This is a genomic window from Streptomyces sp. AM 4-1-1, assembly GCF_029167625.1.
Classification (GTDB): domain Bacteria; phylum Actinomycetota; class Actinomycetes; order Streptomycetales; family Streptomycetaceae; genus Streptomyces.
Window position 1 is genome coordinate 2,958,669 of the sequence record NZ_CP119145.1, and the last position, 15,854, is coordinate 2,974,522.

Annotated in this window: 10 protein-coding genes and 1 pseudogene; 7 read left to right on the top strand and 4 right to left on the bottom strand. The window is 71.1% G+C overall.

Annotation, left to right across the window (positions count from 1 at the left end):
* Positions 1-401 precede the first annotated feature (401 nt).
* From PZB75_RS12565 to cseC, 3 genes and pseudogenes are all read left to right on the top strand, one after another.
* Positions 402-1,163: a hypothetical protein gene (locus PZB75_RS12565; protein ID WP_275535387.1), complete on the top strand. Its 762-nt coding sequence runs from the start codon at positions 402-404 to the stop codon at positions 1,161-1,163.
* Between the two features lie 192 nt (positions 1,164-1,355).
* Entirely contained in the window at positions 1,356-2,060 is a 705-nt protein-coding gene (cseB, locus tag PZB75_RS12570; RefSeq protein ID WP_275535388.1) for a two-component system response regulator CseB, read from the top strand.
* Positions 2,057-3,373 (top strand): annotated as a pseudogene (gene cseC / locus PZB75_RS12575) (two-component system sensor histidine kinase CseC); the annotation flags it as partial. The gene cseB and the pseudogene cseC, both read left to right, overlap by 4 nt.
* A 751-nt stretch (positions 3,374-4,124) precedes the next feature.
* Here the strand turns inward: cseC and PZB75_RS12580 are convergent.
* Positions 4,125-5,720 (bottom strand): MDR family MFS transporter, encoded by a 1,596-nt coding sequence (locus tag PZB75_RS12580; RefSeq protein WP_275535389.1) that lies wholly within the window; start codon positions 5,718-5,720, stop codon positions 4,125-4,127.
* 132 nt (positions 5,721-5,852) lie between these two features.
* Here PZB75_RS12580 and PZB75_RS12585 point away from each other — a divergent pair, with 132 nt between their 5' ends.
* Entirely contained in the window at positions 5,853-6,428 is a 576-nt protein-coding gene (locus PZB75_RS12585) for a TetR/AcrR family transcriptional regulator (protein ID WP_275535390.1), read from the top strand.
* On the opposite strand, the gene PZB75_RS12590 is transcribed toward PZB75_RS12585, so the two are convergent.
* Positions 6,413-7,099 carry a M23 family metallopeptidase gene (locus tag PZB75_RS12590; protein ID WP_275535391.1) on the bottom strand — a complete coding sequence of 229 codons (687 nt, stop codon included), beginning with the start codon at positions 7,097-7,099 and terminating at the stop codon, positions 6,413-6,415. The two genes, PZB75_RS12585 and PZB75_RS12590, sit on opposite strands and share 16 nt — an antisense overlap.
* A gap of 618 nt (positions 7,100-7,717) precedes the next feature.
* Between PZB75_RS12590 and PZB75_RS12595 the strand changes: the two genes are divergently transcribed.
* Positions 7,718-8,080 carry a trypco2 family protein gene (locus tag PZB75_RS12595; protein ID WP_275535392.1) on the top strand — a complete coding sequence of 121 codons (363 nt, stop codon included), beginning with the start codon at positions 7,718-7,720 and terminating at the stop codon, positions 8,078-8,080.
* Entirely contained in the window at positions 8,077-11,694 is a 3,618-nt protein-coding gene (locus PZB75_RS12600) for an NACHT domain-containing protein (protein WP_275535393.1), read from the top strand. The genes PZB75_RS12595 and PZB75_RS12600 overlap by 4 nt, the downstream gene beginning before the upstream one ends.
* 87 nt (positions 11,695-11,781) lie before the next feature.
* Here PZB75_RS12600 and PZB75_RS12605 read toward each other — a convergent pair whose 3' ends face one another.
* Positions 11,782-14,310, bottom strand: a complete 2,529-nt coding sequence (locus PZB75_RS12605; RefSeq protein WP_275535394.1) for an ATP-dependent Clp protease ATP-binding subunit — start codon at positions 14,308-14,310, stop codon at positions 11,782-11,784.
* Between the two features lie 444 nt (positions 14,311-14,754).
* Between PZB75_RS12605 and PZB75_RS12610 the strand changes: the two genes are divergently transcribed.
* Positions 14,755-15,495 carry an SCO3374 family protein gene (locus PZB75_RS12610; protein ID WP_275535395.1) on the top strand — a complete coding sequence of 247 codons (741 nt, stop codon included), beginning with the start codon at positions 14,755-14,757 and terminating at the stop codon, positions 15,493-15,495.
* Here PZB75_RS12610 and PZB75_RS12615 read toward each other — a convergent pair.
* The gene (locus PZB75_RS12615) at positions 15,474-15,809 is read right to left on the bottom strand and encodes an Lsr2 family protein (RefSeq protein ID WP_275535396.1); all 336 of its coding nucleotides are present in this window, start codon (positions 15,807-15,809) and stop codon (positions 15,474-15,476) included. The two genes, PZB75_RS12610 and PZB75_RS12615, sit on opposite strands and share 22 nt — an antisense overlap.
* Positions 15,810-15,854 lie beyond the last annotated feature (45 nt).

The window sequence follows — 15,854 nt, forward strand, 5'->3', positions numbered from 1 at the left end:
CGCAGGACCGCCGCCGAGCTGGCCGCCGCCAATCGTGAGGCCGCCGAACGCCGGGCCGCCGAACGCGCCGTCGCGGACCGCGAAGCCGCCGAGCGGAAGGCCATGGAGCGCGCCGCCGCCGAACGCCGGGCCGCCGAACGCGCCGTCGCGGACCGCCAGGCCGCCGAGCACCGGGCCGCCGGCCTCAGGGCCGCGAACCGCGTCGCCGTGGGTCACAATGCTGACAGCCGCACGCCTGCGGACCGTACGCCCGCGAACCACGCCACTCCGGTTCGCACGGCGGCGCAGCACGCTCCCGCAGCCGTGTCCGCGCCGCCCGTGCCCGCACCCGTGCTGGCGCGCGTCCCGGCGCAGGCGCAGGCACGGGCGGTCAAGCGGTACGACGAACGGGGGCGGGAGCGGTGCGCGGCCTGACAGACACGGGCGACGACGGGAGCGGCCACGCCGGGGACGGTGAGGGCGGCAACGCCGGGGACGGTGGACTTCGCGGGCCGGGTGGGACCTCCGGGTCCCGTCCGGGCACCCGCTGGGCGGCGAGCGGAACGGCGGCGGCCGGGCTCGTCGCCTTCGGGCTGCTCCTGGTGAGCTGTTCGACCGGCGGCACGGGCACCCGGGACGAGGGGCCGGCGGGTGCCCAGGTGGTGACCCGCGTGACCCCGTCGCCCAGTACGCCGTCCACGGTGAAGCCTCCCCGGCGCGTGGACGTCGTACGGCTCGTCAAGAAGGACCCCAAGGTGAGCGGGCCGGTGCGCGAGGAGCTGAAGCCCTGCACCGGGGACGAGTACCCCGTCGACACCTCGTACGGGACGCTGACCGGCGGCTCCGCGGCGGATGTCGTGGTCAACGTGATGACCTGCGGGGACGCCGTCGGCATCGGGACGTACGTCTACCGCGCGCGCGCCGACGGGACGTACGAGAACGTCTTCACCACCGAGACCCCGACCGTCTACGGCACCATCGACCGGGGCGATCTGGTGGTGACGACGCAGGTGTACGGCAGGAAGGACGCGATCGCGTACCCCTCGGGCGAGGAAGTGATCACGTACCGCTGGGCCAAGACCGTGTTCGCCGAGTACGACCGGGTGCACAACGACTTCAACCGGGCGGCCGGCAACGGCGAGGGCGTGATGCCCGACCCCGTCCCGGAACCCACGAGGAACTGACGCCGTGACCGCCGTGCACCGCGAGGCGGCGGAGGGAATCACGGCGGGGCCGTGCCGGTCGACGACGACGCGGCGGGGTGCGGCACCAGGGCACGCGGGCCCGGCCCGATCCGGGCGGGAGGCCCTGGCGCATCGAGCAGCGGTGGCGGCGACAGGCCGACCGCGTACCGACGGAGAGTGAGAAGCAGTCCGATGGCCGAGACCCACGTGCTGTTCGTCGAGGACGACGACGTCATCCGCGAGGCCACCCAGCTCGCGCTCGAACGGGACGGCTTCGCGGTCACGGCGATGCCCGACGGGCTCTCCGGGCTCGACGCGTTCCGCGCCCACCGGCCGGACATCGCCCTGCTCGACGTGATGGTGCCGGGTCTGGACGGGGTCAGCCTCTGCCGCCGCATCCGGGACGAGTCGACGGTGCCCGTGATCATGCTGTCGGCGCGGGCCGACTCGATCGACGTGGTGCTCGGTCTGGAGGCCGGGGCGGACGACTACGTCACCAAGCCGTTCGACGGCGCGGTGCTGGTCGCCCGGATACGCGCCGTGCTGCGCCGCTTCGGGCACGCGGGCGGTGGCCGGCCCGGTGGCCCGGGGACGGACGCCACGGCGGACGAGGGGCCGCTCGCCTTCGGTGACGTGGAGATCGACACCGAGGGCATGGAGGTCCGCAAGGGGGGAGAGCCGGTGTCGCTGACCCCGACCGAGATGCGGCTGCTGCTGGAGTTCTCCGCCGCGCCCGGCACGGTCCTCTCGCGTGACAAGCTCCTCGAACGGGTCTGGGACTACGGCTGGGGCGGTGACACCCGGGTCGTCGACGTCCATGTGCAGCGGCTGCGCACCAAGATCGGGCAGGACCGGATCGAGACAGTCCGCGGCTTCGGCTACAAACTCAAGGCATGAGGCTCGCCCTGCGGACCGGGGTCCGCTGGAAGATCAGCATCGCCATCGCGGCGGTCGGCGCGCTGATCGCCGTCGCGCTGAGCCTCGTCGTGCACAACGCGGCCCGGGTCTCGATGATCGAGAACGCCCGCGAGGTGCAGTTGGACCGGCTGACGCTCGCGCAACGGATGTACGAGGCGACGAAGCCGAAGAAGATCGACCGGAAGTTCGGCGCCAAGCTCAACGATCCGCTGATGCCGCAGAGCCTGCGCCAGGAGGTCCGCAGGAACCGCCGCGCCACGCACGTCGACGAGAACGCGGGCGGGGTCCCCGACGTGTGGGCGGCCCTCCCGCTGCCGAACGGGGACGTGTTGTCGCTGCACACCCGGTACACCGACCGCTCGTCCACCATGAAGGACCTGGACCGGGCGTTGCTCATCGGCTCGGTCTCGGTGGTCTTCGGCGGCTGCGCGCTGGGCGTGCTGATCGGTGGACAGCTGTCGCGCCGGCTCCGCAAGGCGGCGACGGCGGCCGGAAAGGTCGCGCAGGGCAACACGGACGTACGGGTCAGGGAGGCCGTCGGCGGGGTGGTGCGGGACGAGACCGACGAGCTGGCACGGGCCGTGGACGCGCTGACCGACGCGCTGAACGAGCGTATCGAGGCGGAGCGCCGGGTCACCGCCGACATCGCGCACGAGCTGCGGACGCCGGTGACGGGGCTGCTGACGGCGGCCGAGCTGCTGCCGCCGGGCCGCCCCACCGAGCTGGTACGGGACCGGGCGCAGGCGCTGCGCACGCTGGTCGAGGACGTCCTGGAGGTGGCCCGGCTGGACAGTGCGTCGGAGCGGGCCGAGTTGCAGGAGCTGGCGCTGGGCGAGTTCGTCAGCCGGCGGATCGGGCTGCTGGACCCGGCGGTCTCGGTACGGGTGGTCCACGAGTCGTGGGTCAACACGGACCCGCGCCGCCTGGAGCGCATCCTGGGGAATCTGCTGGGGAACGCCGCGAAGCACGGGGGCGGCCCGGTGGAGGTGACGGTCGAGGGCCGGGTGGTGCGCATCCGCGATCACGGTCCGGGGTTCCCGGAGGCGCTGCTCCAGGAGGGGCCGAGCCGGTTCCGTACCGGAAGCAGCGACCGGGCCGGGCACGGGCACGGGCTCGGGCTGACGATCGCGTCGGGGCAGGCGCGGGTGCTCGGGGCGCGGCTGACCTTCCGGAACGCGGCTCCGGAGGGCGCGGCGGAGGGGACCGGCGGCGCGATCGCGGTGCTGTGGCTGCCGGAGCACGCGCCGACGAGCACGGGCAGCTTCCCGATCCTCAGGGCCGCCGGACAGCGCGACGGCCACGGGACGGGCGACGACCACCGGGACTCCGGGACGCCGGGAGCTCCGGGGGCGGCCGGAAAGGGCGGGGCGTCTCGACCGGTCGGGGCTGCCGGAAAGGGCGGGGCGGCCGGAAGGGACGGGGCAGCCGGAACGGTCGGGGGCGGGGACGTGTCCCGTACCTCGTTCATCGGTACGGACTTCTCGTGGCGGCGGGCCGCGCGCCGGAGGTCGGCAACCACGGGGCGGGACGCCGCCACGGAGCACAGCCCCTGATCGCCGTAGGGCGCGTACGGCCGAGCCGCCGTTCCTGCGGCCGGTCCACCGTCGCGTACGGCCGAGCCGCTATTCGTACGGCTGACCGCCGCGCGGGGACCACCACCGGCCCGCGCGCCGGGGCGTACGGGCCGGTCCCCTTCCCGGGGGCGTACGGGCCGACTCCTCTTCCCCGGGGTGTACAGGCCGATTCCCGTCCCCGGGGGTGTACGGGCTGAGCCCTGCCCGAACGCACGGGCCGCCCCTCCCGGGAACATGCGCGGGACGCGCCCCGTCCCGCCCGGGAACCGTACGGTCCGCGCCGTGCACGGTGCGTACGGCCCCGGGACACAGGGGGAGGCCGCTGGGGGCGCACGCTTCGGTGCGGCGCCCCCAGGGGCCTCTCAGGTGACCTCCGGGTCGGTACTGCCCCGACCCGGCGCTTCCGTGCTCCGGCCCTCCCGTGCCCCGGTGCGTCCCCCGTTCCGGTGCACCGGCGCGGGAATCCCGCCTACACGGTCTCCGACGCCAGGCTCGCGGCCGCGGGCTCCGGACCGTCGCTCTTCTTGGCCTCGGGCCCCGCCCCCCGCAGCGGCACCTCCTTGACGAACAGCGCCGCGACCAGGGCGATCACCGCGACGGACGCGCCCAGCACGAACGCCGCGTGCGTCCCGGACGCCACCGCGTACTGGTACGCCTCGCGCGCCGCCTGCGGCAGCTTCGCCAGGTGCGCCGCGTCCAGCTGTGCGGACTTCTGCACGACCCCGCCACCACCGCGCGCCACCATCTCGTCCTGCACCCGGCCGGTGAACAGGGCGCCCATGATGGCGACACCGAACGAGCTGCCGAGCGTACGGAAGAGGGTGGCCGTCGACGAGGCGACGCCCATGTCCTTCAGCTCGACGCTGTTCTGCGCGACGAGCATGGTGATCTGCATCAGGAAGCCCATGCCCGCACCGAGCACCGCCATGTAGAGGCCGGAGGTCAGCCGGGTGGTGCCGGTGTCCATCTGCGCGAGCAGGAAGAGGCCGACGACCATCAGCGCGCCGCCCGCGATGGGGAAGATCTTGTACCGGCCGCTGCTGGTGGTGATCCGGCCCGCGACCAGGGAGACGACCATCATCGACAGGAGCAGCGGCAGGAGCAGCAGCCCCGAGTTGGTCGCGGACGCGCCCTGGACCGACTGCTGGAACAGGGGCAGGAACAGCACCGCGCCGAACATCGCGAACCCGGTGATGAAGCCGATCACGGACATCAGGGTGAAGTTCAGGTTGCGGAAGATGTGCAGCGGCATGATCGGTTCGGCGGCGCGCGTCTCTACGAGGACGAAGCCGACCAGGGCGGCGACACCGAGGGCGATCAGCTCCATGATCACGGCGGAGTCCCAGGCGTACTCCGAACCGCCCCAGGTGGTGACGAGGACGATCGAGGTGATGCCGACGGTGAGCAGACCGGCGCCCAGGTAGTCGACCCGGGACTTCGGCCGTTCCTTCTTCGGGAGGTGCAGCACCGCGGTGACCATGGCGAGGGCGACCGCGCCGAGCGGCAGGTTGATGTAGAAGCTCCAGCGCCAGCCCAGGTGGTCGGTTATCGTGCCGCCGACCAGCGGTCCGCCGATCATCGCCACGGCCATGACACCGGCCATGAGGCCCTGGTACTTGCCGCGCTCGCGGGGCGGCACCAGGTCACCGATGATCGCCATGACGCCGACCATGAGCCCACCCGCGCCGAGGCCCTGGATCGCCCGGAAGCCGATCAGCTGTCCCATGTCCTGGGCCATTCCGCTGAGCACGGAGCCGATCAGGAACACCACGATGGACGTGAGGAAGATGCCCTTGCGCCCGTACATGTCGCCGAGCTTGCCCCAGATGGGGGTGGAGGCGGCGGTGGCCAGGGTGTACGCGGTCACCACCCAGGAGAGGTGTTCCAGGCCCCCGAGGTCGCCCACGATCGTCGGCATCGCGGTGCCGACGATCAGGTTGTCGAGCATGGCCAGCAGCATCGCGATCATCAGGGCGACGATCACCACCCTGACGCTGCGCTGCCGCGGCTCCGCCGCCGGTTGCCCACCGGCCTTCCCGCCCGCTGTCTTCTTCAGATCCGACATGGTCCCCACTCCCCTGATCCCCTGAAATCCTTGCTCACCGGGCCCCTTACCTGCCGCCCGGCTAGTTCATTAGACTGGGGCAAGTTAGTCCCGCAACTAGCCGGGCGTCAAGTAAGTTTCTGGGAGAGCATCATGGGCACCACGCCACAGCCGCGCCGGGGCAACACCCGGCAGCGCATCCAGGACGTCGCCCTTGAACTCTTCGCCGAGCACGGGTACGAGAAGACGTCACTGCGCGAGATCGCCGAGCACCTGAACGTCACCAAAGCGGCGTTGTACTACCACTTCAAGACGAAGGAAGACATCCTCGCCGGTATCTTCCAGGACCTCGCCAGGCCCATCGACGCACTGATCGAGTGGGCCGGGGAGCAGCCGCGCACCCTGGAGACCAAGAAGGAGATCCTGCGCCGCTACAACGACGCGCTCCTCGGGGCGGCCCCGCTCTTCCGCTTCATGCAGGAGAACCAGGCCGCGATGCGTGATCTGAGCATCGGCGACATCTTCAAGGAGCGCATGCTCGCCATGCTGACGCTGCTCCGGGACGACGACGCCGCGATGGTCGACCAGGTCAGGTGCATCAGTGCCCTGTTCGCCATGCACGGCGGGCTCATGCTCCTCAAACACAACGGTGGCGACCCGGAGGAGAAGCGCAGGGCCGCCCTCCAGGTCGCCATCGAGTTGGTGAGTCAGGCTCACACGGAGACGTGAACCTTCTTGAGGTAGTTCACCGGGTTGATCGCCGAGCCGTAGTTCGGGGTGTTCCGGATCTCGAAGTGCAGGTGCGGGCCACTGGAGTTTCCGGTGCTGCCGGACAGAGCGATCTTCTGGCCGGTCTTCACGTGCTGCCCGATGTGCACATCGATCTTGGAGAGGTGCGCGTACTGCGAGTACTTGCCGTTGGCGTGCTTGATCACCACGGCGTTGCCGTACGCGGGACCGTCACCGGCGCCGTTGCCGCCCGCCTTGACGACGGTACCGCTGTGCGCGGCCTCGACCTTGGTGCCGGTCGGGACGGCGAAGTCCTGACCCGAGTGGTTGTGGGCCCAGCGGTTGCCGCCGACGCCGTAGGTGGCGCTCAGCTTGTAGTGGGAGACAGGCTTCTCCCAGCCCGCCACCTTCTTCGCCGCGGCCTTCTTGGCCTGCGCCGCGTGCTTGGCGGCCTGGCTCTGGGCATCGGCCTGCTTGGCGACCGAGTCGGCGGTGGTCGTACCACCGATGACGGCCGCGGTGGCGGTGGCGGGGGCGTCACCGGTGCCGGACGCGAACGCCGCGCCCGCGCCGGCCATCACCGTTACTCCCAGGCCGGCGGCGACCACAGCGCCCCGTCCACGGAAGACGGACGGACGACGGGAGTGCTGGAACGTAGCGCGCTTCGACATATGAGGAAATCCTCCGGGGTGTCTGTTACCCGGCGCTTTGTCCGGGCTGGCCATCCCTTGGTAACCCGCGCCTCCGCCGGGGCTCAACCCCCCCTTCTACGAAGAAGAGCCGTAGCCGGAGCCGGGGGAATGCGCTGACGGCACCGCGCACCGGAGCCCGTACCGATCTACGGAATCTCTTCGGCGACACGCGTTTAACCGCAGTTGAAACCGGGCCGGTCCGGACATGGCCCCGCGATCCGGGCATGCCCGCCGGACAGGACGAAGGTCCCGCCCGGTCCAGGGTCCGGAGTCCCGGCCGCGCTCGCGGTCCGGACTCCTACCTCGCGTAGTAGGCCCTGAACGGCCTGTGCGCCTTGTCACCGCCGGTGGGTCCGAAGACTGCCGGTTCCGGGACCTGTGGCCCTGCGGTGCCGAAGGGCTGTCCCGTCATCCCAGGTGGAGGGGCGCGCGGCACCGGACGTGGTGCGTCGCAAGGCGGAGGGACGTCCGCGTACCGGATGTACGCGGATGTTCCGGCGACGCCGCGAGGTGCCGTAGCTGTCGTCGTACGCCCGCCAGGGAGTACGGGACAGCCCTTACGCTGATCCGCGGGAAAACAGTTCTCCGGGGGAGCCCATGACCAATGACGACGACGGCGTCCACGCGGCCGACGGCATCGAACTCGCCGACGCGGTCGAATCCGTGCGCAACCAGCTCATCGAGGCCGCCGCCCGCGCCACCGGGCACCCGGTGGCGTTCGAGGTCGGCGACATCCAGATGGAGTTCACCCTCGAACTCCGCCGGGAGGTCAAGGGCGGCGGCAAGGTCAAGGCATGGGTGGTGGAGGCGGGCGCCGACGTGGCCCGCGCCACCGGGCGGACCCACAAGGTCGCCTTCACCCTGAAGCCGCACAACGCCACGACCGGCGGCCCCTGGCTCATCGGCCACGAGGACCGGGGCAGCACGGAACACTTCGGCCACGGGCCGGACCACCCGTGAGCGCGTCCGCGCCGGGCGGCCCCAGGGCGGACGATCCGGGCGCACACCCCACGGACGGCACGGCCCCCGGCCCCCGCGCACGCCCCACGGACCGCACGGCCCCCGGCCCCCGCGCACACCCCACGGACCGCACGGCGGCCGGTCCCGGCACGCACCCCACGGACCGCGCAGTTCCCGAACCCGGCGCACGCCCCACGGCCCGTACCGCCCCCGGCCCAGGTGCACGCCCCACGGCCCGTACCGCCCCCGGCCCAGGTGCACGCCCCACGGACCGCACGACCTCCACCCCGGACGCACACCCCACGGACCACACCGCCCCCAGCCCCCGCGCACGCCCCACGGCCCGCATAGCGGCCCGGCCCGGCACGCGCCCCACGGACCGCACGGTCGTCGTCTCCGGTCTGCTCCAGGGCAGCGGTGTCCTCCTCACCGACCGGCTGGTGCTGACCTGCGCCCACGTCGTCAGGACGAGCGCCGCCGCCCTGATCGCACAGCCCTCCCGTGGGGGCGTCGTCCGTGGAACGGTGGCCTGGATCGACCACGATCTCGACGCGGCCCTGCTGTTCCTCGCCACCCCGGCCGCGCCGGTCCCGCCGGTACGGCTCGGGGCACTCGCCGACGGGCAGGTCCTCCCCGGCTGCGAGCTGACCGGCTTCCCCGACATCCAGCGCTACGGCTCCGACCGGCGGCTGGAGGCGGACCAGTACACCGCCACCGTCCTCCCGGCGGCGGGCCTGACCCGTGGGCTGCTGGTCTGCCAGCTGGACGGCCCGCCGCCCTTCGACGCCGCCGGCGCCAGGGTCCCGGCCCTGAGCGGACTGTCCGGCGGCCCGCTCTTCGCGGGTGACGTACTGCTCGGCATCGCCCGGCAGGTCCCCCGGCAGCGCGGTGGCCGGCGGGTGGAGTGCGTACCGCTGCACGCGCTGCTCCGGTCCCGCACCTTCCGGACGGTCTGCGAACAGTCCGGCGCCAGGCCCCGCCTGGAGAAGGTCCACGGCCACCATCCCCAGGACCGGCGGTACGAGGAGGACTACGCCGCCTCGCTCGGCACCGCGTACCGCCGCACGAAGATCTTCGGCCTCGACGAACTCGCCAAGCACGATTCGGAGTGGGACCTCGACACCGCGTATCTGAGCCTGGAGGCCCAGCACCGCGGCGCCGCCCCGGGCCTGACACCGGAGGCGGCCCCGGCCCCCCAGCGGGTGGACGCCCTGCTCGCCGACCGGCCCCGGGTCCTGCTCCGGGGCGACGCGGGCGCCGGGAAGACCACCCTGGTGTGGTGGCTCGCCGCCCACGCGTCGGCGGGCACCCTCGGCCCCCGGCTGGCCGCGCTGAACGGGCTGGTCCCCTTCGTCGTACCGCTGCGCACCCTGCGCGCCCGGGGGGAGGCGTTCCCCACCCCGGCGCGGCTGCCGTCGGCGGCCCGGCTGGTGATCGACGACGCCCCGGACGGCTGGGCCGGCCGGGTCCTCGAATCCGGCCGGGGCCTGCTGCTCGTCGACGGCCTGGACGAGGTCCCGCCGGACGACCGCGAGGAGGCGCACGACTGGCTGTCACGGCTGCTGGAGCGCTACCCGGAGACCCGCTGCGTGGCGACCGTGCGCCCGCTCGCCGTGGAACCGGACTGGCTGCTGTCCCAGGGGTTCGAGGAGCTGCGGCTGCTGCCGATGCGCGACGACGACGTCCGGGCCTTCGTCGCCGCCTGGCACCGGGCCGCCCGGCTGGACGGCGACGCCCACGAGGACCTGGCCGAACTGGAACGCGACCTCGCCCAGCAGCTCGCCCGGAACACCACCCTGAGCGACCTCGCCCGCACTCCCCTGCTCTGCGCGGTCATCTGCGCCCTGCACCGCCGACGCCAGGGCTTCCTCCCGGAGACCCGCTGGCAGCTGTACGACTCGGCGCTGGCGATGCTGCTCGGCAACCGCGACAGACGCCGCCGGATCAAGAATCCCGAGGGCGTCAGCGTGACCGTGGAGGAGCAGGCCCAGCTGCTCCAGCGGATCGCGGTCTGGCTGGTGCGGGAGGGCCAGACGGAGTTCTCACGCGACCAGGCTCTGCGCCGGATCGACCGGGCCCTGTCGGGGATGGAGCGGATACAGCAGCAGGGGCCGCCCGAGAAGATACTGACCCACCTGCTGAACCGGAGCGGGCTGCTCCTGGAACGGGCCGACGACACCTACCAGTTCGCCCACCGCACCTTCCAGGACTTCCTGGCGGCCAAGGAGTTCGTCGAGGACGACCACCTGGGCGAGCTGCTGCGGCACGCGGCGGAGGAGACCTGGCAGGACGTGATCCTGCTCGCGGCGGGCCACTGCGGTCGGCGTGAACTCCCGCTGCTTGTCAACGGGTTGCTGGACGTGGGCGAGGAGCGGACCGACGCGCCGGATCGCGCCGGAATCCACGTCCTGGCCGCGCTCTGCGCACGGCACGCGGCCTGGCTGGACGCGGCGACCCGGGAGCGCGTCAAGCGGTGCACGGCGGCGCTGTTTCCTCCGACCGCATTCCACGAGGTGCGGACGCTGGCCCGCCTCGGCGCGTCCGGACTGGCACTGCTGCCGTCACCGGAGGAGTTCGAGGGAACCGCCGGCTCTGTCCACGCCGTCGCGGAACTGATCATCGCGGTCGGCGGTCATGAGGCCGTCCCCCATGCCCGGACCTGGGCACTCGCACATGAGCGTGCCGTCGAGGTCTTCGCACACCAGTGGTTCAATTTTCCGCCTCAGGCATTCGCCACGGAGGTCCTGGGCCTCGTCGACCTCGAAGAGCGCATGGTGGATGTGCACACGGCCGATCAGCTCGCCTCGCTGATCCGTCTGCCGAGGGCGAAGCACATCACCGTCTTCGGCGACTTCACCGATGACGCCTTGGACACTTCGCTGTCGGCCCTGCGGCTGTATTCACTGGTAGTGGCACGCAACGCGGAGCTCACGAATATCACCTGGCTCCGCCGCCAGGGTGAGACGCTCACCGCTCTGCACCTCCTGGACTGTCCCCGGGTCCAGGACGCCTCCGTACTCGTCTCTCTCACGCAGCTCGTCACCCTGGGCCTCTCGACCAGGAACCTCGGCTGTCCCCGGGACTCCGCGTGCGCGTCGATCGCGGCGCTGGACAGCCTGCGGCATCTGACGGTGCACTCCGTCGACACCTCGACGCTCGCGGAACTGCCTGCCCACCCGGGTCTGACCTCCCTGACAGCGGAGTGGACGGGACCGGCGCTGACCGTGACCGGTCTCGCCCGATGGCCGGCGCTCACGTGGCTCTGTCTGGCCGGCCGGGGACCGGTCGTCCACCTGGCCGACGCGTTGCGTGAAGCCCCTCACCTCACACACCTCCACGTACGTGGAGGCTCCCGGCTCGAACTCACCGGGGACCCCGTTCCGTCCGTACTCGATCTGTGCCTCCCCGTACGGACGGACGGCGACCTCATCGCGCTGGCCAAGCGCTTCCCCTCCCTCACGCATCTGGAGTTGTACGCGGGCCAAGGCGCGGTGTTCCCCCTCGACCTCAGCCCGCTCCGGGCACTGCCGGAACTCCGGATCGAGGTCGAACTGAACACCGGCCATCTCTCGGACTTCAGCGGCACCGACGGCCTCGACCTCGCGTTCCGCTGACCCCGGGCAAGGAAAAAGGGGCTGCCCCGGAACCGGGAATCCGGTCCGGGGCAGCCCCTTCGTCACGCTCAGGCGCTCAAGGCGTCCTTACGCTTCCTTCGTCATGTTCGGGCCGGCGCCGCCCGCCGCCTGCTCGATCGGCGGGACGTCGGGCAGCGGGGACTTCTCCTCGCCGCGGAAGGTGAACTTCTTCTCGTCACCCTCGCCCTCGGTGCCGACGACCACGATGTGACCGGCGCGCAGCTCCCCGAAGAGGATCTTCTCGGAGAGGATGTCCTCGATCTCGCGCTGGATCGTCCGGCGCAGCGGCCGGGCGCCCATCACGGGGTCGTAGCCCTTCTTCGCGAGCAGGGACTTGGCGCTCGGGCTGAGCTCCAGACCCATGTCGCGGTCCTTCAGACGCTCGTCCACCTTGTCGACCATGAGGTCGACGATCTGGATGATGTCTTCCTCGGTGAGCTGGTGGAAGACGACGGTGTCGTCGACGCGGTTCAGGAACTCGGGGCGGAAGTGCTGCTTCAGCTCCTCGTTGACCTTGACCTTCATCCGCTCGTAGTTGGTCTTGACGTCGCCCTGGGCGGCGAAGCCCAGATTGAAGCCCTTGGAGATGTCCCGGGTCCCGAGGTTGGTCGTCATGATGATGACCGTGTTCTTGAAGTCCACGACCCGGCCCTGGGAGTCGGTCAGACGACCGTCCTCCAGGATCTGGAGCAGGGAGTTGAAGATATCGGGGTGGGCCTTCTCGACCTCGTCGAAGAGGACGACGGAGAACGGCTTCCGGCGCACCTTCTCGGTGAGCTGGCCGCCTTCTTCGTAACCCACGTAACCGGGGGGAGAACCGAAGAGACGGGAAACCGTGTGCTTCTCGCTGAACTCCGACATGTCGAGGGAGATCAGCGCGTCCTCGTCGCCGAAGAGGAATTCGGCGAGCGTCTTGGAGAGCTCCGTCTTACCGACACCGGACGGGCCGGCGAAGATGAACGAACCACCGGGGCGCTTCGGGTCCTTGAGACCGGCCCGCGTGCGACGGATCGCCTGCGAAAGGGCCTTGATGGCGTCCTTCTGGCCGATGACGCGCTTGTGGAGCTCGTCCTCCATGCGGAGCAGCCGCGAGGACTCCTCCTCGGTGAGCTTGAAGACCGGGATGCCGGTGGCCGTGGCCAGGACCTCGGCGATCAGCTCGCCGTCGACCTCGGCGACGACGTCCATGTCGCCGGCCTTCCACTCCTTCTCCCGCTTGGCCTTCGCCGCCAGCAGCTGCTTCTCCTTGTCGCGGAGAGAGGCCGCCTTCTCGAAGTCCTGGGAGTCGATGGCCGACTCCTTGTCGCGGCGGACGGTCGCGATCTTCTCGTCGAACTCGCGGAGGTCCGGCGGCGCGGTCATCCGGCGGATGCGCATCCGGGAACCGGCCTCGTCGATCAGGTCGATCGCCTTGTCCGGCAGGAAGCGGTCCGAGATGTACCGGTCGGCCAGGGTGGCGGCCTGCACCAGCGCCTCGTCCGTGATGGAGACCCGGTGGTGGGCCTCGTAACGGTCGCGGAGACCCTTCAGGATCTCGATGGTGTGCGGCAGCGACGGTTCGGCGACCTGGATCGGCTGGAAGCGGCGCTCCAGCGCGGCGTCCTTCTCCAGGTGCTTGCGGTACTCGTCGAGCGTGGTGGCACCGATGGTCTGGAGCTCGCCACGGGCCAGCATCGGCTTGAGGATGCTGGCGGCGTCGATCGCGCCCTCGGCGGCGCCCGCGCCGACGAGCGTGTGCAGCTCGTCGATGAACAGGATGATGTCGCCGCGGGTGCGGATCTCCTTGAGGACCTTCTTCAGGCGCTCCTCGAAGTCACCGCGGTAGCGGGAGCCGGCGACCAGCGCGCCGAGGTCCAGGGTGTAGAGGTGCTTGTCCTTGAGGGTCTCGGGCACCTCGCCCTTGACGATGGCCTGCGCCAGGCCCTCGACGACCGCCGTCTTGCCGACGCCGGGCTCGCCGATGAGGACCGGGTTGTTCTTGGTGCGGCGGGACAGCACCTGCATGACCCGCTCGATCTCCTTCTCGCGCCCGATGACCGGGTCGAGCTTGGATTCGCGGGCCGCCTGGGTGAGGTTGCGGCCGAACTGGTCCAGGACCAGGGAGGTCGAGGGCGTGCCCTCGGCGGGGCCGCCCGCGGTGGCCGCCTCCTTGCCTCCCGAGTAGCCGGAGAGCAGCTGGATGACCTGCTGCCGCACCCGGTTCAGGTCGGCGCCCAGCTTCACGAGGACCTGGGCGGCGACGCCCTCGCCCTCGCGGATCAGGCCGAGCAGGATGTGCTCGGTGCCGATGTAGTTGTGACCGAGCTGAAGGGCCTCGCGGAGCGAGAGCTCCAGGACCTTCTTGGCACGGGGAGTGAAGGGGATGTGGCCGGACGGGGCCTGCTGGCCCTGACCGATGATCTCCTCCACCTGCTGGCGGACCGCCTCGAGCGAAATCCCGAGGCTCTCCAGGGCCTTAGCGGCGACACCCTCACCCTCGTGGATAAGGCCCAGGAGGATGTGCTCGGTGCCGATGTAGTTGTGGTTGAGCATCCGGGCTTCTTCCTGAGCCAGGACGACAACCCGCCGCGCGCGGTCGGTGAACCTCTCGAACATCGTTAATCGCTCCTCAGAGCGGTCAGGCAGTAAGGGGTCGGTCCCCTCCCTGTCCTTCCGCAGCTTAGTCCCGCAAGCGGGGACCGCTCATTTCAACTGCCGACACCCGTCGATGGCCTCCTGCCCCGAACGCCGACAACTGCTCCAACCCGATGGTGCGAGACGATGTTCCCGCAGGCCAGACAGATAGCTCTTTCGCCAGTACGCCGATGGCGAACGTGAGACGTTCCGGCCTGCGTGTCGCCCCTTCCCACCAGGAATGTCATACCCGCAACTACAGACAGTCCATGCGGGGCACGTGGGTTCCCTCCGCTACGGGCGAACATCCTCGTACTCCCGAATGCATCCGTACGCCCCCATCACGGACACCGAACGTATTCGATCATGAACTCCGAGTGATCCGGCGGGCCGTAACCCCGCGCGCCGTTCGGCGGTTGCCCGCACATGGCACTCACCGTTCCGCCTCCCCGGTCACCGCTCGACGGCGGCGCCGGCACAGCGTCCCTGATGACCGTCCCGTCCGTGTCCGTCCCGTCCGTGTCCGTCCCGACCGTCACCCGCGCCGTGGCCGACGCCTGGGCGCGGTGGTACGAGGAGGAACTGGGGTGGAGCGCCGTGATCGGCTCTGCCGCGGGCTCGTCCGGCGGGACTCCCGCCGACTCTCCCGCCGACTTTCCCGGCCGGACTCACCGAGGCGCCCGCGTGTGGCTGCCGACCGGGCTTCGCTTCGACGTCCTGACGCTGCCCGACGCCGTCGGCCGGGCCGTGCTGCGGCGGGTGGGCCGCACCGGGCCGGTGGCGGTGGCGGGCGGACGCGTGCGGCTGTGGGTGGCCGCGGGGAGCGCCGACGAGCTGCCGGGGCTGCTCGACTGGCTGGAGTGGGGCGGGATCGCCCTCGATCTGACGGCGACGGGTGCGGGCGGCCGGATCACCGCTCCGCCGCCGCCGGGACGGGCGGCGGGCTCGCCGGGGGCCGCCGGATGGCTGCGACCCCCCGAGCCGCGGCGGGACGTGGAGCCGACGCTCCCGGCCCTCGCCGCCCTCGGGAGCAGGCGTGGTACTGCTCCCGATTTCGTACGGCTGGTGGACGCGGCGGCGGCGGAATGCCACCGGGTCCGGTTGACGCGCACCAAAAACCAACTGCCGGCCGATCGGCCGACGGATCAGCCGTTGGCCTTCTCGTAAGCCTCGCGGATCTCGGCGGGAACGCGACCGCGGTCATTCACGTTGTGACCGTTCTCGCGCGCCCACTTACGGATCTCGGCGGTGTCCTTGTTCCCACCGGGAACGGCGCGGCCCTTGCCGCGGCCGGTCGCGGCGCGACCCCCGGTGCGTCGGCCACCCTTGGTGTAGGGCTCAAGAAGACCACGGAGCTTGTCCGCGTTGCTCGTGGTGAGGTCGATCTCGTAGGTCTTGCCGTCGAGAGCGAACGTCACCGTCTCGTCCGCCTCGACACCGTCGAGGTCATCGACAAGAAGGACCTGAACCTTCTGTGCCACCGGGATTTCCTTTCATCGAAAATGTAGTACGCGGAAAGGAAACCG

Bases quoted from the DNA above. Each gene is read 5' to 3' on its own strand.
- cseB (WP_275535388.1), top strand. From the start codon at position 1,356: ATGGCCGAGACCCACGTGCTGTTCGTCGAGGACGACGACGTCATCCGC.
- PZB75_RS12580 (WP_275535389.1), bottom strand. From the start codon at position 5,720: ATGTCGGATCTGAAGAAGACAGCGGGCGGGAAGGCCGGTGGGCAACCG.
- PZB75_RS12585 (WP_275535390.1), top strand. From the start codon at position 5,853: ATGGGCACCACGCCACAGCCGCGCCGGGGCAACACCCGGCAGCGCATC.
- PZB75_RS12590 (WP_275535391.1), bottom strand. From the start codon at position 7,099: ATGTCGAAGCGCGCTACGTTCCAGCACTCCCGTCGTCCGTCCGTCTTC.
- PZB75_RS12595 (WP_275535392.1), top strand. From the start codon at position 7,718: ATGACCAATGACGACGACGGCGTCCACGCGGCCGACGGCATCGAACTC.
- PZB75_RS12605 (WP_275535394.1), bottom strand. From the start codon at position 14,310: ATGTTCGAGAGGTTCACCGACCGCGCGCGGCGGGTTGTCGTCCTGGCT.
- PZB75_RS12610 (WP_275535395.1), top strand. From the start codon at position 14,755: ATGGCACTCACCGTTCCGCCTCCCCGGTCACCGCTCGACGGCGGCGCC.